At 47.9% G+C, this 18945-nt stretch carries 13 protein-coding genes; 8 read left to right on the top strand and 5 right to left on the bottom strand.

Annotated features, from left to right (window positions below; all coding sequences use genetic code 11):
* Positions 1-99: 99 nt before the first annotated feature.
* Complete coding sequence (locus LRP50_RS23590; RefSeq protein ID WP_274166873.1) at positions 100-840, bottom strand: YciK family oxidoreductase; 741 nt, start codon at positions 838-840, stop codon at positions 100-102.
* Positions 841-1057: 217 nt separating this feature from the next.
* On the opposite strand from LRP50_RS23590, the gene sohB reads away from it, so the two are divergent.
* Together sohB and LRP50_RS23600 are read left to right on the top strand one after the other, a co-directional pair.
* Positions 1058-2116, top strand: coding sequence for a protease SohB (sohB, locus tag LRP50_RS23595; protein WP_274166874.1), 1059 nt, complete (start codon positions 1058-1060; stop codon positions 2114-2116).
* A gap of 8 nt (positions 2117-2124) precedes the next feature.
* On the top strand, positions 2125-2541 hold the full coding sequence (locus tag LRP50_RS23600) for a DUF805 domain-containing protein (RefSeq protein ID WP_274166875.1): 417 nt from the start codon (positions 2125-2127) through the stop codon (positions 2539-2541).
* A gap of 86 nt (positions 2542-2627) precedes the next feature.
* Here the strand turns inward: LRP50_RS23600 and LRP50_RS23605 are convergent, their stop codons facing one another.
* Complete coding sequence (locus tag LRP50_RS23605; protein WP_274166876.1) at positions 2628-2873, bottom strand: YciN family protein; 246 nt, start codon at positions 2871-2873, stop codon at positions 2628-2630.
* 403 nt (positions 2874-3276) lie between these two features.
* Here LRP50_RS23605 and topA point away from each other — a divergent pair, with 403 nt between their 5' ends.
* On the top strand, positions 3277-5898 hold the full coding sequence (gene topA, locus LRP50_RS23610) for a type I DNA topoisomerase (protein WP_274166877.1): 2622 nt from the start codon (positions 3277-3279) through the stop codon (positions 5896-5898).
* A 115-nt stretch (positions 5899-6013) separates the two neighbouring features.
* Here the strand turns inward: topA and LRP50_RS23615 are convergent, their stop codons facing one another.
* Positions 6014-8734, bottom strand: a complete 2721-nt coding sequence (locus tag LRP50_RS23615) for a nitrate reductase (RefSeq protein WP_274166878.1) — start codon at positions 8732-8734, stop codon at positions 6014-6016.
* 470 nt (positions 8735-9204) lie between these two features.
* On the opposite strand from LRP50_RS23615, the gene cobA reads away from it, so the two are divergent.
* The 5 genes from cobA to LRP50_RS23640 all read left to right on the top strand — a co-directional run bounded on the left by cobA (position 9205) and on the right by LRP50_RS23640 (position 16696).
* Complete coding sequence (gene cobA, locus LRP50_RS23620; RefSeq protein WP_274166879.1) at positions 9205-10146, top strand: uroporphyrinogen-III C-methyltransferase; 942 nt, start codon at positions 9205-9207, stop codon at positions 10144-10146.
* A 10-nt stretch (positions 10147-10156) separates the two neighbouring features.
* Complete coding sequence (gene nirB / locus LRP50_RS23625; RefSeq protein ID WP_274166880.1) at positions 10157-12748, top strand: nitrite reductase large subunit NirB; 2592 nt, start codon at positions 10157-10159, stop codon at positions 12746-12748.
* Between the two features lie 10 nt (positions 12749-12758).
* Positions 12759-13097: a nitrite reductase small subunit NirD gene (nirD, locus tag LRP50_RS23630; RefSeq protein ID WP_274166881.1), complete on the top strand. Its 339-nt coding sequence runs from the start codon at positions 12759-12761 to the stop codon at positions 13095-13097.
* 291 nt (positions 13098-13388) lie between these two features.
* Complete coding sequence (locus tag LRP50_RS23635; RefSeq protein ID WP_274166884.1) at positions 13389-14864, top strand: NarK family nitrate/nitrite MFS transporter; 1476 nt, start codon at positions 13389-13391, stop codon at positions 14862-14864.
* 2 nt (positions 14865-14866) lie between these two features.
* A complete protein-coding gene (locus LRP50_RS23640) occupies positions 14867-16696 on the top strand; it encodes a bifunctional protein-serine/threonine kinase/phosphatase (RefSeq protein WP_274166882.1) in 1830 nt (609 codons plus the stop codon).
* A gap of 32 nt (positions 16697-16728) precedes the next feature.
* Here the strand turns inward: LRP50_RS23640 and LRP50_RS23645 are convergent, their stop codons facing one another.
* Both LRP50_RS23645 and LRP50_RS23650 read right to left on the bottom strand, forming a co-directional pair.
* Positions 16729-17349, bottom strand: coding sequence for a LysE family translocator (locus LRP50_RS23645; protein WP_274166883.1), 621 nt, complete (start codon positions 17347-17349; stop codon positions 16729-16731).
* 430 nt (positions 17350-17779) lie between these two features.
* Positions 17780-18748: a transposase gene (locus LRP50_RS23650; RefSeq protein ID WP_274166885.1), complete on the bottom strand. Its 969-nt coding sequence runs from the start codon at positions 18746-18748 to the stop codon at positions 17780-17782.
* Between the last annotated feature and the right edge of the window lie 197 nt (positions 18749-18945).

Below are 18945 nucleotides of genomic sequence, written 5' to 3' on the forward strand. Positions count from 1 at the left end.
GGAAGCGAAAGAAAACGAGGAGAACATGCTCAAATTGAATCTAGTATGAAAGGCAGAATTCTCTAAGTGTATGTCTTAACCGCTTCCATTCAATGAGGCTTACTTTGGTTGTGCATCGATACACTGACCACTCACGCTAATCCCTTCTGGCGCCATCAGATAGAGATACAATGGCATAATATCCAGTGGGGTTTTGAGTTTGTTTGCTTCCTCAGCAGGGAAAGCAGATGCTCGCATTTTCGTACGAGTACCACCTGGGTTGATCGCATTCACTTTGACGCTGGTGTTACTTAGTTCGTCAGATAGCACTTGCATCATGCCTTCTGTTGCAAACTTCGACATCGCATAGGTACCCCAGAAGGCACGGCCAGCATGACCAACTGTCGAAGACGTGAAGACTAATCGAGCGTCATCTGATTTTTGTAAGAGCGGTAACAAAGCTTGTGTCATCAAGAACGTGGCTTTTACGTTCACTTGCATGACTTCATCAAAGGCTTTCTCTTCGATTTGATCGAAGGGGCTCAATACACCTAGCATACCCGCATTGTGCAATACGCCGTCAAGGCGGCCAAATTGTTGCTCAATGGTATCAGCCATGTCTAAGTAGTGCTGACGAGTGGCGCCTAACATATCAAGAGGCACAATGGCTGGTTGCGTGTAACCAGCGGCTTCTATCTCATCGTAAACGCGTTCTAATTTCTTAACTGTGCGTCCTAGCAGAATGACGGTTGCACCGTGTTGTGCGTAACTGAGGGCGGCTTGTCGTCCAATGCCATCTCCTGCACCCGTCACCAAAATGACCTTGCCGTCTAATGCGTTGGCTGCTACTTGATACTCCACGTTACAATATTCCTTTTTATCTTCGGCATTTCAGCCTGTTAATCTCAACGCCCACTTTTTGAAACGCATAGGCATTTCATCGCGGCTACAAGCCATTGTAAGGTGCTGAACCTCAATTAAACAACTGGCGAATACAAAGAAAACGACACGACACTTGCACTTTGCGGGTCGATGTTTAGTAGAATGGTCGTATATAACTATAAATGAGGAATACAGTTTGGAATTCTTGCTTGATTATGGCCTGTTCCTGGCAAAGATCTTGACCTTTGCTGTGGCAGTCATCGCAGTACTGATTATCGCAAAAAGTGCGGGTGGCAAACAGGGTCAGAAAGGAGAACTAGAAGTAACGAACCTGACTGAAAAACATAAGGATTTGATTCATTCCATGGAATCTTATCTTTATGATGAAGTGGCGCTAAAGGCTCGCGACAAAGCAGAAAAGAAAGCGGAAAAAGCCAAGGCAAAAGAAGCAAAAGCGGATGCAAAGAAAATGACAGATACCGTGTCATTGGAATCTAGCCGTAAGCCTCATGTTTTCGTTTTGGATTTTAAAGGCAGCATTGATGCGCGAGAAGTGACCGCATTGCGTGAAGAAGTCACCGCTGTGCTTGCGGTGGCAAAAGAAGGCGACGAAGTGTTGATCCGCCTCGAAAGTGGAGGTGGCATGGTGCACGCGTATGGCCTTGCTTCGTCTCAGCTTGATCGCATCAAGCAAGCGGGCATTCCGTTAACGGTTTCCGTTGATAAAGTAGCGGCGAGTGGTGGCTACATGATGGCCTGTGTCGCGGACAAAATTATCGCCGCACCGTTTGCAGTTGTGGGTTCAATTGGCGTCATTGCGCAATTGCCAAACTTCAATAAACTGCTTAAGAAACATGATATTGAGTTTGAGCAAATCACCGCTGGTGAGTTCAAACGTACCCTTACGATGTTTGGCGAAAATACCGACAAAGCGCGTGAGAAATTCATGGCTGAATTGGAAGAGACGCATACATTATTTAAAGATTTTATCGCAGATCATCGTCCTTCATTGGAACTAGAGAAAGTGGCGACAGGAGAGCATTGGTTTGGTAATCAAGCTCTACCGTTAGGCTTGATCGATTTCATTGGAACCAGTGATGACTACTTGGTGTCTGCAGTAAAAGAAAAAGACGTTCTGGGCGTTCGTTACGTGCAGCGCAAAAAGCTCGCTGAGAAATTGGCTGGTGCATCAGCAGAGGCGGCGGATCGCCTATTGCTGAAGTGGATCAGTCGCGGTCAGCGACCAATCGTTTAGGAGTTTACATGAACAACCAAAAGTGGGCGTTGTTTTCATTCCAAGGTCGAATGAGACGCCGTGATTATTGGCTATATAGCTTGCCTGTATTGGTCATGGTATTGCCAACTTTGTTTTATCAAGGCGGAAACATCGTGCTTGATGCGCTTTCAATCGCGATTTCCCTGTTTGCAATTTATGCATCAATTGCACTGAATATCAAACGCTTGAAAGATAGAAATAAAAGCCCTTGGTGGATAGCTGTGACTTTCTTGCCTTTGATTGGTCCTATTTTCGCTTTGGTGGAATTAGGCATTATGGATGGTACACCAGGTCCAAATCAGTTTGGCCCAGATCCGAAAGGGCGCGGTGGCGATAAATCTGATCAAGGCGGTAACTCTGTTGGTGAGGACAAAGAAAAAGATACCGCGGTGTTTGAGGGTTAAACCTAGATTTGGATGAAAAAATGCCACCTTTGAGGTGGCATTTTTCTGGTCGGTATTGGCGATATTGAGAGTGTCAATTCGTCCAATCACTGCAAGGTATATTGCTTAGAAAGCTGGTGGGCAAGATACTTGAACATATTGAAAACAGCGGTGGTTTTCGGCGTTGGCAATCCGTTGTCGTCCAAAAAATATTCGCCTTTAAAAACCATCACACCCGCTTTTTCATCAACCGAATTTGCAAGCATACCTTCTAGGTAAGCATCGTGTTCTTTGATCATTTGATTGGCAATGGCTAGCAACTCATTAGCGCTAATCGGTGTTTTCTCAGACATACTTTTCTCGGGTAAATTGAAAAAGAGCGCCTATTATAGCCTGAGCGTCTATAAAAGAGGACATGGTTACGATTGCTTCGAATTGATCGTTAGTCATGCTGCTAATTGTGAGCCAAGCCAGAAAAATTCGAAGTGAAATGGTAAATAGGTTGCGGTCAATGGTAATGATTACCGCGCTTGCAAAAGTGAGACGACGTTAACCCTCCGGAAAAACCTGTTTGTTGTTTACAACCGCTTAACAACTGCGGAAGCTGCGACCAATCGGGGGGATTTAGAAAGAAACTGGTTGATATTCAGATCGACTCGCTCAATATTGTAAATAGCGTCAGTCGGCATGGCATTACTGTTTTTTGCCATTGGGACTGACAGATTGAATTTTTAACGCGAGGGCGTATTGGTCACTATGGGTAAATCTCTCGTTATCGTGGAGTCCCCGGCAAAGGCAAAAACGATTAATAAATACCTGGGCAAAGACTTCATCGTTAAATCAAGCGTTGGTCATGTTCGGGATCTGCCTACCGGCGCTTCTCAAGGCGGCAAAAAAGCGACGCCTATCTCAACCAAAGGGTTGAGCCCGGAAGAAAAAGAGCGCATCAAAAAAGAGAAAGAAAAGAACTCACTCATCAACAAAATGGGTGTTGATCCTTACCAAAATTGGAAAGCGAAGTACCAAGTACTTCCGGGTAAGGAAAAAGTAGTTTCGGAACTTCAAGCGTTAGCAGAAAAAGCAGATTTTGTTTATCTCGCAACGGATTTGGACCGCGAAGGGGAGGCCATTGCTTGGCACCTGCGGGAACTGATCGGCGGTGATGAAAGCCGTTTTAAACGCGTTGTCTTTAACGAAATTACTCAAAATGCTATCCAGCAAGCGTTCCAAGCGCCTGGTGAGTTGAACATGGATGGCGTGAATGCACAGCAAGCACGCCGCTTCCTGGATCGCGTTGTGGGCTTTATGGTGTCGCCTCTTCTTTGGAAGAAGGTTGCACGTGGCTTGTCTGCAGGTCGTGTTCAATCAGTAGCGGTGAAGCTGCTCGTAGAACGCGAACATGAGATCAAGGCGTTTATTCCGCAAGAGTATTGGGATATTCACGCCGATACCACGACGGCGAGCCAAAATGTGCTGCGTTTGGTGGTTGCTCAACAAAACAGCGAAGCGTTCAAGCCATTGAACGAAGCGCAAGCGATGGCCGCGACGGATGCATTGCAAAAAGCGACTTACAAAGTGGTGGACCGAGAAGATCGTCCGACTACCAGTAAGCCGTCTGCACCGTTTATCACCTCGACGCTACAACAAGCGGCGAGTACTCGTATGGGCTTCGGTGTTAAGAAGACCATGATGTTGGCTCAACGTTTGTACGAAGGTGGTTACATCACCTACATGCGTACCGACTCGACCAACTTGAGTCAAGAAGCTGTAGAATCTGCTCGTGAGTTTATTAATGGCGAGTACGGCGACAAGTATTTGCCATCGGCACCGATCAAATATGGTTCGAAAGGCAATGCACAAGAAGCGCACGAAGCGATTCGTCCTTCAAGCGTTGACGTGAAAGCAGATGATCTGCAGGGCATGGACCCAGATGCGCATCGTCTCTATGACCTGATTTGGCGTCAGTTTGTATCGTGTCAAATGACACCTGCGAAATATGATTCAGGCACCATCAGCGTTAAAGCGGGTGAATTTACCCTAAAAGCGAAAGGTCGTACCTTACGCTTTGATGGTTGGACTCGCGTGCAGCGTCCAATGGGTAAAAACGAAGATACAACGCTTCCACATGTTGATGTGGGTGAGATCTTGACGCTTGATAAGGTTGACCCTAAACAACACTTCACCAAGCCGCCAGCACGCTTTACAGAAGCTGCATTGGTTAAAGAGCTTGAGAAGCGCGGTATTGGTCGTCCTTCTACCTATGCATCGATCATTTCAACGATTCAAGATCGTGGTTATGTGCGTACCGAACAACGTCGTTTCTACGCTGAGAAGATGGGTGAGATTGTCACCGATCGTCTCGATGACAGTTTTGCAGACTTGATGGACTACGACTTCACTGCGCGAATGGAGGGCAACCTCGATAAGATCGCAATGGGCAGTGAAGACTGGAAGCAAGTTCTGAACAACTTCTTTAAAGCGTTTACTGACGATTTGGGCAAAGCTGAACTTGAAGAAACTGAAGGCGGAATGAAGCCTAACAGTATCGTCATGACGGATATTGACTGTCCAACCTGTGGTCGCAAGATGGGTATTCGTACCGCATCGACAGGCGTATTCCTAGGTTGTTCTGGTTACCAGTTGCCACCCAAAGAGCGTTGCAAAACCACCATCAACTTGATGGATGAAGAAGGCATCGTTAACGTACTGGAAGAAGACGTTGAAACCGCCGCACTGCGTGCGAAGAAACGTTGTCCGAAGTGCGAAACGGCAATGGATGCGTATCTGATTGACCAAGATCGTAAACTGCATGTTTGTGGTAATAACCCAAGCTGTGACGGGTACTTGATCGAAAAAGGCGAGTTCAAACTTAAGGGCTACGAAGGCCCAATGGTTGAGTGTGACAAATGTGGTTCTGACATGGTGCTGAAAAACGGCCGTTTCGGTAAGTACATGGGGTGCACGAACGAAACCTGTAAGAATACGCGTAAGATTTTGAAGAACGGCGAAATCGCACCACCGAAAGAAGACCCGGTGCATTTCCCTGAGCTACCTTGTGAAAACTCAGACGCATACTTTGTGCTTCGCGATGGTGCTTCAGGCTTGTTCTTTGCGGCGAGTAACTTCCCGAAATCACGCGAAACTCGTGCGCCTTTGGTTGAAGAGCTTGCTCGCTTTAAAGACCGTATCCCAGAGAAATATCAGTATCTGGCAGATGCCCCAGCGCAAGACCCTGATGGTCGCAAAGCTGTGGTTCGCTTTAGCCGTAAGAGCAAAGAGAACTATGTGCGTACCGAAGAAGACGGTAAGCCATCTGGTTGGACTGGTCTGCTTATTGACGGTAAGTGGGAAATCACAGATAAGCGCAAGAAGAAGTAATTCTTCATTGTGAAGTTTGAAAAGGCAGCCTGTAGGCTGCCTTTTTGTTTTTGGGGGGAGTATCGCGCTAACACTACGGACGTTCACAGCGAGCGACTTTCACATATTTCGCTTCTTATCCCGCTTTACGCTGCGTCAACTTTCTAGCGCAGACCCGATCGACAATGTTGCCGATTTCCGCGGTGCAACTCCCACAACCTGTGCCGGCGAGTGTTTGGTTGCTAACGTCTTGAACACTTTCAGCGCTCCCATCAATCAACGAAACTTCAATCGTATCCAGTGTGACCTGTTTACACGCACAAACAATCGGTGAGCGTGCTGCCAGTGAACCCGATAGAAAGGCGTGAATGTCTTGGCTATCAAATTGACTGGTGAGAAGTTGCGATATGTCGGGCTGTTCGTTTTCTTGCTTTAAGGGGAAGGCAGAAAATGCAAACAGCGGTGTTTTGTCTTGGTACACCACCACACGACGTCCGTGCTCCGCATTGCCATGAATGAGCGTAGCGTGTTCAGAAGGGGCCAGTGTCATGAGCGTTGAAGGTACTGAAGCGCAGTTCTCTTTGAATTGGAAATGATAAAGATAACCACCTTCAATGGCTTGAAGTACCCAATAGACGGCACCAAAGGTTTGAAGTTGGGACTGGGTAAGACGCGTTTTCGTCACCAAGCTCGCCGCGCTTTGCATCATCAAGGGTTTGAGAGAAACAGGCGTTGCCTTAAATTCGGGTTGGCCAGAAATAGGATCGGTATGTGCGGGAATCACTGCCGTTACCTTTCCGCCTGAGCAATTCATTTTGTTCCAATGAATTGGCGCGAAGCTTTGCCCAGGTATCACGCGGTTAGTCACATGGGCTTTGAACACTTGCTCGCCCACACGGCTGATAACATTGACCAGTTGACCCTCTTTAATGCCCCTGTCGGTCGCATCAAAAGGATTGATTTCGATAATGGGTTCGATAGTGTGGGCATTTAATGCTGCAGAAAGCCCTGTACGCGTCATGGTGTGCCACTGGTCTCTAATCCGCCCTGAGTTAAGGATTATGCTGTATTGCGGCGTGATGGGGCTTACAGGCGCTTTGTGATCAACGGCTATAAACCGTGCTTTGCCGTCAGGTGTAGAGAAGTTGCCTTTCGTGAAGAGGCGTCCTGAGTCGCTGTCCTCATTCACGATAGGCCAGCGTGTCGGAGAGAAGGTGTTGTATTCTTCGACCGATAACCCGCGCAATGCAGAAAGGTTCAGTTTTCTCTTTGTTGCATCTCCCTCTTGATTTCCGATCGTGGTCATAGCCACGTACTCTTGGAAAATGTGCGCTTCCGTTGGGTAGTCGAAGGCTTGGTGAAATCCCATGCGTTTGCCCACTTCACTCACAATCCACCAGTCAGGTTTCCCTTCTCCCGGCGTGGGCAGCAATCGACGTTGGCGCGAAATCATGCGTTCTGAATTCGTCACTGTGCCGGATTTTTCACTCCAACCTTGCGCGGGTAACTTCACGTGGGCGTAATCCAAGGTTTCTGATGTCGACACACAATCAGACACAATCACCAGTGGACATTTCTCCAAGATCTTCGCGATACGGTCGCTGTCTGGCAGGCTGACAGCGGGGTTTGTTGCCATGACCCACAGCGCTTTAATCTTCCCACTCTCAATGGCATCGAACATGTCGATGGCCTTTAAACCTTGTTGTGTGGCTAATCTGTCGGTTTGCCAAAATTCACTGACCAATGCTGAGTGCGCATCGTTGCCAAATTCCAAGTGTGCTGCGAGGGTGTTTGCAAGCCCACCGACTTCACGCCCGCCCATCGCGTTGGGCTGACCTGTGATTGAAAAGGGTGTACTGCCGGGAAGACCAATGCGCCCTGTGGCGATGTGACAATTTAAAATGCTGTTGGCGTTGTCTGTGCCGCTGGTCGATTGGTTGACGCCTTGGGAGAACATGGTGACGGTTCTCGAATGTTGGCGAAACAGACGGTAAAAGGTTTCAATGTCCGCAAGTTTCAGCCCTGTCGCTGCCGCCACAGCAGTGACAGTATTGAATCGCTGTGCTTGTGTCAGTGCTTCGTCTAATCCCGTTGTGTGGTTGGCAATGTAGCTTTGGTTAAGCTGTTCATGCTTGGCGAGTTCGGCCAGCAAGCCATTAAACAACGCAATGTCACTGCCGGGCGTCAGTGGGAGGTGAAGATCTGCGATTTCGCAAGTACTGGTTTTACGCGGGTCAATGACTATGACTTTGGTGCCACGTTGTTCTTTAGCGGCTTTCAAGCGTTGATACAGCACGGGATGACACCAAGCGAGGTTTGACCCCACCAAAACGACGAGATCTGCGATGTCTAAATCTTCATAAGTGCCGGGCACGCAATCTTCCCCAAAGGCGCGTTTGTGACCAGCCACGGCTGAGGCCATGCAAAGACGGGAATTGGTGTCGATGTTGGCAGAGCCAATAAAGCCCTTCATCAACTTATTGACAACGTAATAATCTTCGGTAAGAAGTTGCCCTGACACATAAAATGCCACCGCATCAGGACCATGTTCTTGAATGATATCGTTGAGTGACGAAGCAACGTGGTTCAGCGCGGTATTCCATGTTGTTGCTTTCCCGTCGATTGAAGGGGCGAGTAGTCGGCCTTCACTCGTGACGGTGTCACCTAATGCTAATCCCTTGGAACAGAGTCGGCCTAAGTTGGCTGGATGGGATTCATCCCCTCTAATCTCGAGTTTGCCAGACGCATTCACTTTGGCTTCGATGCCGCAACCGACACCGCAATAGGCGCACGTAGACTTGATCCATTCGCTTTTGTTTTTCTCTGACGTAGTTTGGATATTTGTCACTTCGCTCACCCATCCTTGTTTTATTACTTATTTACTTTTAATCATACAGAGCAAATACCGCGCCAGTTTCTGTGTTGTTGAAAATAACAGTGGGATAATTGGGAGTAATAAACATTTTTTGCGTTAAAAGAATGATGTGGGTGATTTTTACCTTTGCGCTAAGAGAGTGCGAAAAAATAAATCTATTAATAGATTCTGTTCATTCTGGTGCAATGCAATAAAAAGGTGCACGTAAAAAGTGCATTTCAATGCAAAGTCATAAGCGGTTTTAATTGAGATGATGAAGGTGATTTAATAAATAAATCTTACAAAACATCATGTTGTGATTTAATGGTGTCATGTTTTGCGTTGCTGGCACTCAACTTGCTCTATTGATGAAAAATAGAAAGCGATGAATTCATAAAGACGCATTCATAAACATAGAAGCGTATTTATTTCTTTAGATTGAATTATCGCATGGATGTACTGGTGAGGTCAGGATGGCAAATAGCACATATTCAATTATGCCAAATAAACAGTTTCATATGCTTAACGGTCGTGAAGGGTTATTAAGGCAAGCACGTGTCGCCGCTATTTCATCAAGCGTTTTTGATGGAGTGAATAGCAAGAAAGCGAAATCCGAAGAGAGCCAGCGCAAGGTTGGCACTGTCTTTCTTGTTGGTGCAGGTCCAGGCGACCCAGATTTACTGACCATTAAAGCGTTACGTTGCATTCAACAGGCAGATGTTGTCGTGTATGACAGACTCGTTAGCGCCGACATTCTCTCGCTTATTCCCTCAGACAAAGAAACCTACAACGTGGGTAAAGCGAAGGGCGCACACAGCGTTCCACAGAGTGATACCAACACGTTATTGGTTGAGCTAGCAAAGTGTGGGAAGGACGTATGTCGATTAAAAGGAGGAGACGCTTTTGTCTTTGGTCGAGGTGGCGAAGAAATGCAAACCCTGCATCAGGAAGACATTCAGGTAGAAGTTATTCCTGGGATCACAGCCGCATCTGGCTGCACCAGCTATGCAGGCATTCCTCTCACGCATCGCGGCTTATCGCAAGGTTGTACTTTGGTGACTGCCCACGCCGAAAAAGAGTTGTCTGTGAACTGGAAAGCCCTCGCTGCCTTGGATCACACCTTGGTGTTTTACATGGGTTTGTCAAAACTGTCACTTATCAGTGAAGAACTCTCTCAAGCCGGTTTGCCTTTAACAACGCCTGTCGCGGTGATTGAAAAAGGGTGTACCGCTGACCAGCGCGTATTTATCAGCGACCTCGCCACGATCAAGGATGCTATTAAGCGTGAAGCAGTGGTATCGCCGTCTTTGATTGTCGTGGGTAGGGTTGTCTCGTTGGCAAAGGAATTGGATTGGTTTATCACGCAGACCACAGAACATCTCGACATAGAGCAACTTGAAAAGCTTTCTGCATAAGGATTTGAGCATGGAAAAGAAACGTATTGTCGTTGTCGGCAACGGCATGGTAGGGCATCGATTCATCGACGAATTGTCGCAGAAAAACAGCGACGGTCCGCTGAATGCAGCCCAGTATGAGATCATGACTTTTTCGGAAGAACCGCGTTTAGCCTATGACCGCGTTCAACTTAGCAGCTTTTTTAGCGGCAAAGACGCTGACGATCTTATGCTGACCAGCGAAAACGAATACAAAGAAAAAGGCATCACTTACTTTCTGAACGAGAAAGTGGTGTCTATTCAACGCGAGAACAAATGCGTCGTCACAGACCAAGGCCGAGAGATTGCCTACGACAGCTTGGTGCTCGCCACGGGCTCATACCCTTTTGTCCCACCGATTCCTGGTAACGATCAGCCGCATTGCCATGTATACCGTACCATCGAAGATTTAGAAGCCATTCGCGCTTCCGGCGACAGCAGCAAAATTGGGGTGGTCATCGGGGGTGGGCTGTTGGGCTTAGAAGCGGCAAATGCCATTCAAAACATGGGGCTTGAAACCCATGTGGTGGAATTTGCTCCACGCCTGATGGCGGTGCAGTTAGACGAAGGCGGCGGTGAGCTACTTAAGCAAAAAATCTCGGCGTTAGGTGTGAAGGTACACACCGAAAAAGCCACGCAGAACATCACGAAAGGCGATACGTGTCGCTACAAACTCACCTTTGCCGATGGCACAGAACTCGAGACCGACATGGTGGTGTTCTCTGCCGGAATCCGCCCTCAAGATGAACTCGCTAAAGCCCATGATCTGACCTTGGGTGAGCGCGGCGGTATCGTCATTAACAATCAATGCCAAACCAACGATAGCGACATTTACGCCATTGGCGAATGTGCGCTTTGGGAAGGCAAGATCTTTGGTTTAGTCGCCCCAGGTTACCAGATGGCCAAGGTTGCGGTCGCATCCATTTGTGGCACCGAGGCCGAGTTTAAAGGCGCTGACATGAGCACCAAACTCAAGTTGTTGGGTGTTGATGTGGCGAGTATCGGCGATGCGCAAGGCTCAACGCCGGGTGCGCAGTCTTACACCTTCTCGGATGGTATTGAGCAAGTCTACAAACGCATTATCGTTTCTGAAGATGGAAAAACCTTGCTAGGCGCAGTGTTGGTGGGGGATGTTGAAAGCTACCCGAACTTATTGCAAACAATGCTTAATGGTTTACCCCTTCCAGAATTCCCTTCTGTGTTGCTCCTGTCTAGTGACGCAGCAGACAGCGATGCTGGATCGGCAGGGTTAGCGACCTTGCCGGATGAAGCGCAGATTTGTTCGTGTTACGACGTGACCAAAGGCTGCATCAAAACAGCGGTGGCGTCAGGTTGCACCTCGATGGCGGATTTAAAAGCCGAAACCAAAGCCTCAACAGGCTGTGGCGGCTGTGCAGCCCTCACCAAACAAGTGATGGATGCAGAACTAGCAGCGCTCGGGCATGAAGTGAACAATAACCTGTGTGAGCACTTCGAATACACGCGCCAAGAATTGGCGGATATTGTCCGCATCAAGAAAATCAAAACCTTTGATGAATTACTCGACAGCCACGGTAAAGGGCTGGGGTGTGATGTGTGTAAGCCAACCGTTGGTTCTATCTTGGCATCATTCTGGAACGACTATGTGCTGAAAGACGAGCACATGGGGCTGCAAGACACCAACGATATTTACCTCGGTAACATGCAAAAAGACGGCACCTACTCTGTTGTGCCGCGTGTTGCGGGCGGTGAAATTACGCCAGACAAACTGATTGTGTTGGGGCAGGTCGCGAAAGACTATAACCTCTACACCAAAGTAACGGGCGGTCAGCGTATTGACTTGTTTGGCGCACAATTACATGAGCTTCCAGAAATATGGAAAATTCTCGTCGATGCAGGGTTTGAAACCGGGCATGCCTACGGGAAATCGGTTCGAACCGTGAAATCGTGTGTTGGCTCTACATGGTGTCGCTATGGCGTGGATGACAGCGTGGGGTTCGCCATCAACATTGAAGACCGCTACAAAGGGCTTCGCTCTCCTCACAAATTGAAATTTGCCGTGTCAGGCTGTACGCGTGAATGTGCCGAAGCGCAATCAAAAGACATTGGCATTATCGCGACAGAAAATGGCTGGAACTTGTATGTCTGTGGCAACGGCGGCATGCGCCCGCGCCATGCTGATTTGTTCGCGTCAGACCTTGATCGTGAAACCCTGATCAAATACATCGACCGAATTTTGATGTTCTACATCCGCACCGCAGATCGTTTACAGCGCACCTCTGTGTGGCTGGAAAACCTTGAAGGTGGATTGGATTACCTCAAACAAGTGGTGATTGAAGACAAACTCGCCATTGGAGAAGAGTTGGAAGCGGAAATGGCAGCCAGCCTTGGTCAGTACCAATGTGAGTGGAAAACCACTATCGAATCACCAGAAAAACTCAAACGCTTCAAGCACTTTATCAACAGCGACCAAGCTGACAGTGGTTTGAAATATATCACTGAAAGAGAGCAGCGCGTACCAGCGCCTTCTGTGCAAATTATAGAGCCGACGAAGGTCGCGGCAGAATCAGAAAAACGCATTGATGTTGTAGAGATTGAAGGGTAGGAGAGGCGATATGTATCAGTGGCAAACCATTTGCGATAAGACAGATTTGGTAGAGAACACGGGTATTTGTGCCCTGTTTAACGACAAGCAAGTCGCTATCTTTCTCTGCGGAAAAACGGACACACTTTACGCTATCGATAACTTCGACCCGATTGGACAAGCGAATGTACTCTCGCGTGGGCTGCTTGGGTCGATTGGCGACAAAACCGTGATTGCTTCTCCGCTGTATAAACAGCACTTTTGCCTCACCAGTGGAGAGTGCATTGAGGATGAATCGTTGTCTGTCATCACTTACCCCGTGAGGCAGCACGAAGGTGCTGTTCAGTTAGGGACGTTGAATATCGACTAAACCAACGCTCACCTTCCATTGAAGAAAATCGCATTAATTTCGAAATGGAAAGCTAAATGGAAAGCTGAGTGAGGAACTGAACAAAAAAGACAGTGCGAGCATTCGGCGCTTATTTGCCGCAACGGCACTGTCCCCATTCCCTTTATTGAACCCGTGCGTTGGCGTTCACAACGTCAGTCATGGTGGGACAAACACGCCCAAAAAAGGGTGCAAGGGAAAGTAAGTGATAAACAAGCTGCAGAAACAAAGCGTTGCAGCTCAAGGGATTATTAATTAACGAGGACAGGAATGATGTCAGGTAGCGAGAAATTCAATATTTTCTCATTTACAGGGAAAATGAAAATACTTCATTTAAGTTGGTTCGCCTTTTTTATTACGTTTGTGGTGTGGTTTAACTTTGCCCCCATGCTTCAATCGGTAAAAGAATCGCTCGGTTTAACCACTGCAGAAATCAAAACACTTCTTATTCTTAACGTCGCTTTCACCATACCCGCTCGTGTGATCGTCGGTATGTTAACGGACAAATACGGGCCACGTTTAGTGTACTCACTCTTGCTCGCCATTTGTTCCATTCCCTGTTTCGTTTTCGCCCTCTCCGACAATTTCGTACAAGCCGCCATTGCGCGTTTTGCGCTCGGGTTGATCGGTGCGGGTTTCGTTATCGGCATTCGCTTGGTGTCTGAGTGGTTCCCACATAACGAGTTGGGCACGGCAGAAGGCATATACGGCGGTTGGGGTAACTTTGGCTCCGCGGCGGCTGCATTCACCCTTCCAACGGTTGCAGTGATGTTTGGTGGTGAAGACGGCTGGCGTTATGCCATGGGCATTACCGGCCTAATGAGCTTACTGTTCTCTGTTGTGTTTTACCGCAGCGTGACAGATACGCCAAAAGGTGCAACCTACTACAAACCAAAAAATGCGGGTGCGATGGAAGTGACCTCGAAGGGTGATTTTGCATTGCTTCTGTTGATGAAAACGCCCATGTACGGCGCACTTGCGTTATTGGCATGGAAACTGTCGCCATCCGGTATTGGCATGTTTTCAGACTCGGTAGTAACCGTTATCTACGTGGTTCTTGGCCTGATCTATGTGTTCGATGCTGCCCAAGTATGGAAAGTGAACAAGCACGTGTTCGTTGAACCAGTGCCTGAAATTCATCAGTACAAATTCAAGCAAGTTGCGGTGCTAAACGTCCTGTACTTCGCGACATTCGGTTCTGAATTGGCGGTGGTGTCTATGCTGCCGTTGTTCTTTGCAGACACCTTTGAACTGACCCCTGTTGTTGCAGGTATGGTGGCATCAGCCTATGCCTTCATGAACTTGATGTCGCGCCCGGGTGGCGGTTGGCTGTCGGATAAATTTGGTCGTAAACCGACCCTGCTTATCCTAACGGCTGGCTTGGCAGTGGGTTATTTGGTGATGGGACAAGTCGATGGCGCATGGCCTGTATGGTTGGCGGTTGTAGCGGCAATGGGCTGTTCGTTCTTCGTGCAATCGGGTGAAGGGGCGGTATTTGCAGCCGTGCCACTGATTAAACGCCGTATGACAGGGCAAATTGCAGGTATGACAGGCGCATACGGTAACGTTGGTGCCGTGGTGTATCTTACTGTGTTGTCGCTGGTGGATTACAGTACCTTCTTCTTAATCATTGCAGGTACTGCAGTACTTGGTTTTGTCACGCTACTCTTTATGGAAGAGCCTTCAGGCCAAATTGCTGAAGTGAATGACGATGGTACGATCACCATGATTGACGTAGCGAAAGCCTAATTATGAAACCCGAGGTTTTGTCGACGCCTTGCATGGCGTCTCAAGCCACGAAAGAGTCCGAGAAGCTTGCTTCTCGGCTCGTCGTTCGTGCGGGTGGGTGCTCTGTTGCGGGGCGAAAACCCCCAAATCAAGATGCCTTTGCGGTAAAAGTTCCCACCAATCTCAGTGAACTCAAACACAAAGGGGTGGTTGCGACGATTGCTGATGGCGTAAGTTCAAGCGAGGTCAGCCAAAAAGCCAGTGAAACCAGCGTCACTGAGTTTATAAATGACTACATGGACACCCCAAATACGTGGTCGGTTAAGTCCTCTGCGGGGGCGGTACTTAAATCGATTAACCATTGGCTTTTCCATCACGCAAAACAAGATGGCGAGAAATCCAATGCCATGGTCGCCGCGTTTACCAGCGTTATCATTAAATCAAACACTGCCCATCTTTTTCACGTGGGTGACTGTCGGGTTTATCTTCTTCGAGATAAAACGCTGACCCAGTTAACCCAAGACCATCGGCGCTATACCAGCAAAACACAGCATCATCTGACCCGTGCGCTCGGTATTGATAGTCACTTAGAGGTGGACTACAAACTATCAGCGATACAGGCGGGTGATGTGTTGTTGATGACCACTGATGGCATTCATGATGCCTTGCCAGAAAACGATATCCTTGCGTTTTTAAATGGCAGCTTAAGTCGCGAAAACGAAGATCTTGAAGCTGAAGATCTCGAAGCCGAAGATCTTGAAGCCTTAGCAAGCAAGCTGGTCGACGGAGCGCTCGCGGCGGGCAGTGATGACAATATTTCTTGCCTTTTTCTCGCCATTGATGAATTACCGAAAGCGGCTTTTGATGAAGCGTTTAGATACCGCGCGGAACAGGTGATCCCTCCCGTGTTGTCTGAAGGACAACAGATAGATCATTTTCAGATAAAACGCGTGATCTACAGTGGAAGCCGAAGTCATTTGTATTTGGCGAGAAGCATGCAGGACGACAAACAATATGTATTGAAAATGCCGTCTCAGAACTTCGCGGACGACGAGGTTTACCTTTCTGGATTCATTAGAGAAGGGTGGATCGGCGAGCAAGTGCGAAAGCGGGGCGTGATGAAGATTCATCCGCAGACCTGGCACTCGCGTTTTCTCTATCATGTGTGCGATTTCGTGGATGGCATGACGCTAAGACAATGGATGCTGGATAACCCAACACCAACACTTTCACAAATCCGCACGCTTGCCAAAGGCGCAATTCGTTCGATGCGAGTGTTACAGCGCATGGCAGTGGTACATCGTGATATCAAGCCTGACAACTTGATGGTAGATAAAGACATGAACGTGGTCTTGATCGATTACGGAACAGCACAAGCGCAAGGCTTAGAGGAGTTGTCAGGGCACATAGAAGAAAGTTATCCCGTTGGGGATTTGAATTATGCTGCGCCCGAGTACTTGAAGGGCAACAAAGCCACCTTGTCGTCAGACGTATTTTCACTCGGCGTGACTTTCTATGAAATGCTCACTGGGCATTTACCCTACAAACCTGTGAATGCGTCAAATCCACGGGTATCAAACCGACAAACTTACACCCCTGCCGTGGTGTTTCGGCCTGATGTGCCTGATTGGTTCGATGCGGCGCTGAAAAAGGCGTGCCATTCCATACCCTCTGCGCGTTATGACGTGCTGTCTGAGTTTGAGCAAGATTTGCTGACGCCGAATAGGGAGTTGGAAAAGGCCAGCCAACAGCGCGCCATGATCGAAAAAGATCCTGTGCGCTTTTGGAAGGGGTTATCCGTTGTGTTGTTCACGTTGGTCGTGTTGCTCACGGCACTGCTTGTCACGACGTAACGAGCAGCGCCGTGATCCTAATGTTTAAGGCCTTAGCGCTGTGCCGTCAGAGCGAGTGCGACGCCCACACCCATAAACGTACCGCCAAAGGTGCGCGGTAACCACTTGGAATTCGCAAGACGTTTTGAACGTGTAAATGCCCTGACACCCCAGTAGCCATAACCACAAAGGCAGATGAACGAACAACACATCAGCGTTATCACCAGCAAAGAAAACTGGGGCAACAATGCTTGATTGATATTGATAAATTGCGGGAATAACGCCGTGGTAAAGACGATGGCTTTAGGGTTGGTCAGCGCAACCAGCACACCTTGCAAGTAGTAGCTTTTGGTGTTCACCGTTTTAGGTGCATCATCAAGCGATATTGCCATGCCATTTCGCCACGTTTTTATACCGAGGTAAAAAAGGTAGCACGCCCCCAGCACTTTGATCACCAAGAATGCGGTCGCCGAGCTTAACACCAATGCGCTTAACCCCAAGACTGAAAACGAAGACATCAAAAACAGCCCCGTGACATTCCCCAAAATCGTATACACCGCTTTTTTCAGTCCCGAACGGAGTGAGTGCGTCATCACCAATAAGATTGCAGGCCCAGGAGAGAGTGCTGCAACAAACGCAATCGACAAAAAAGCGAGCCAAGTTTCAAATGTCATTGTTGCCATCCTTGGTGTGTGGTGCCAGCGTTTCTCTATCTCAACACGCCTGCCTATGAATGAAAATAGCGAAGGGAGAAGATATTCGTTCATGACTGAGAAAAGGCGTGAAAAGTGCAAAACTAATTAGGACACAGACTTTATGAAAAACATGAATTTGTCAGTTTCATACGATAGTGCTTCAAGGCTCAGAGAATACAGCAGAGAATACAGCAGAGAATACAGCAAGGAATACAGGGACAGACGTTATTGAAACAACTGAATACCTCCATCCCCCTATATTTATCATAACGTTCAAAAGCGGGCTTTTTTCGATCAAGAAGACTGGTAAGAAGAAAGGTAGGCAGAATTTGCAACTAGTTAGCTTGTAGCAGGCACGTTCAAGCCACCGGAGAGGAGTCAATTTCATAAATCGGCGGATTGGTGACACCTAACGCGTAGATGTAGGTATGCGAAATCCGCAAAGTCGCTTTCGCCCGAGCAAAGGCAGGGCGGCTTTAATGGTTGTCTCAGAGCCAATCATTGTTCCATTCTCAATTTTCGAATAGGTATCAAGCCATTCGTCAGACTCAAACCCTAGACGCTTGAGAATATCGGGTATTTGACTATCAATATGACCCCGTTTGTCTTCTCGGCATTGGCGTCCAGTCCAATCAACAAGTTCGAGATAGTCCATTAATCGAAAGGGAATACCATCAGGCATGTTTTCTTTTGGGTTGCCTGCAAAGGGAAATAAATAAGGTGCAGTGGTTTCGTCATTCTTGAGGGATTCAATGCGCGTTTTAACGGATGTGTACTCGGAAGACTCGGGCGTGTTTGCGATTGCAGCGCGGACTGGATTTAAATCGACATACGCCATGGCTGCGGCGAGTGCTTTCTCATCCAGCAGCGCCTGGCTTTTAAATCGGCCTTCCCAAAAATGACCGGTGCATTTGTCTTCGCGGTTAGCTTCTGACGCAATGTGTTGGTTTAACAATCGCATGAACCAACTGATTGACATCAGGCGCTCTCGCCACACTTCAATCATGTCACTGCATCTTTCCGCTTCCGATTCTGAAAGCTCATCGCCTTGAACAAACCGTTGAGTGAGGGAGGGCCCTTGATGAAAGGCCAACCAGCGCTCAACAACATCATGTTGGCTCAATTTTTTGGCTTTCTCAGCATTGATGTGCAACACCACATGATAGTGATTACTCATGATGGCATACGCACAAACATCAATACAGAATGCGTTGGCTAAGGCCAACAGGCGATTCTCAATCCACCCTCTGCGGTGTTCATAGGATTGTTGTGCTTGTTCATCATATCCACAAAGAAACGTGCGACGAACACAGCGTGAAACGCAGTGGTAATAAGGAGTCGCGTCGATGCTGATGAGGGATGAACGGGCTTTAGTCATTAGTAATGAAAATGGTTGGCAATCAAACAATATGAAAAGGATATCGTTCAAAAGGCAACCATTCATCTTTAATCAGCGCCTTTGAGCTTGGGGACACTAATCACATGTAATTGATAGCATGATACTTTTCTTAAAGTGCCTGATGAGATGGACGCTCCCAAATACGGCGTCATGCGCCAAACTGAGATTGCGACAAA

This window comes from Enterovibrio gelatinilyticus (assembly GCF_028683095.1).
GTDB classification, from domain to species: domain Bacteria; phylum Pseudomonadota; class Gammaproteobacteria; order Enterobacterales; family Vibrionaceae; genus Enterovibrio; species Enterovibrio gelatinilyticus.

Bases quoted from the DNA above. Each gene is read 5' to 3' on its own strand.
- LRP50_RS23600 (WP_274166875.1), top strand. From the start codon at position 2,125: ATGAACAACCAAAAGTGGGCGTTGTTTTCATTCCAAGGTCGAATGAGA.
- LRP50_RS23605 (WP_274166876.1), bottom strand. From the start codon at position 2,873: ATGTCTGAGAAAACACCGATTAGCGCTAATGAGTTGCTAGCCATTGCC.
- topA (WP_274166877.1), top strand. From the start codon at position 3,277: ATGGGTAAATCTCTCGTTATCGTGGAGTCCCCGGCAAAGGCAAAAACG.
- cobA (WP_274166879.1), top strand. From the start codon at position 9,205: ATGGCAAATAGCACATATTCAATTATGCCAAATAAACAGTTTCATATG.
- nirB (WP_274166880.1), top strand. From the start codon at position 10,157: ATGGAAAAGAAACGTATTGTCGTTGTCGGCAACGGCATGGTAGGGCAT.
- nirD (WP_274166881.1), top strand. From the start codon at position 12,759: ATGTATCAGTGGCAAACCATTTGCGATAAGACAGATTTGGTAGAGAAC.
- LRP50_RS23635 (WP_274166884.1), top strand. From the start codon at position 13,389: ATGTCAGGTAGCGAGAAATTCAATATTTTCTCATTTACAGGGAAAATG.
- LRP50_RS23640 (WP_274166882.1), top strand. From the start codon at position 14,867: ATGAAACCCGAGGTTTTGTCGACGCCTTGCATGGCGTCTCAAGCCACG.
- LRP50_RS23645 (WP_274166883.1), bottom strand. From the start codon at position 17,349: ATGACATTTGAAACTTGGCTCGCTTTTTTGTCGATTGCGTTTGTTGCA.
- LRP50_RS23650 (WP_274166885.1), bottom strand. From the start codon at position 18,748: ATGACTAAAGCCCGTTCATCCCTCATCAGCATCGACGCGACTCCTTAT.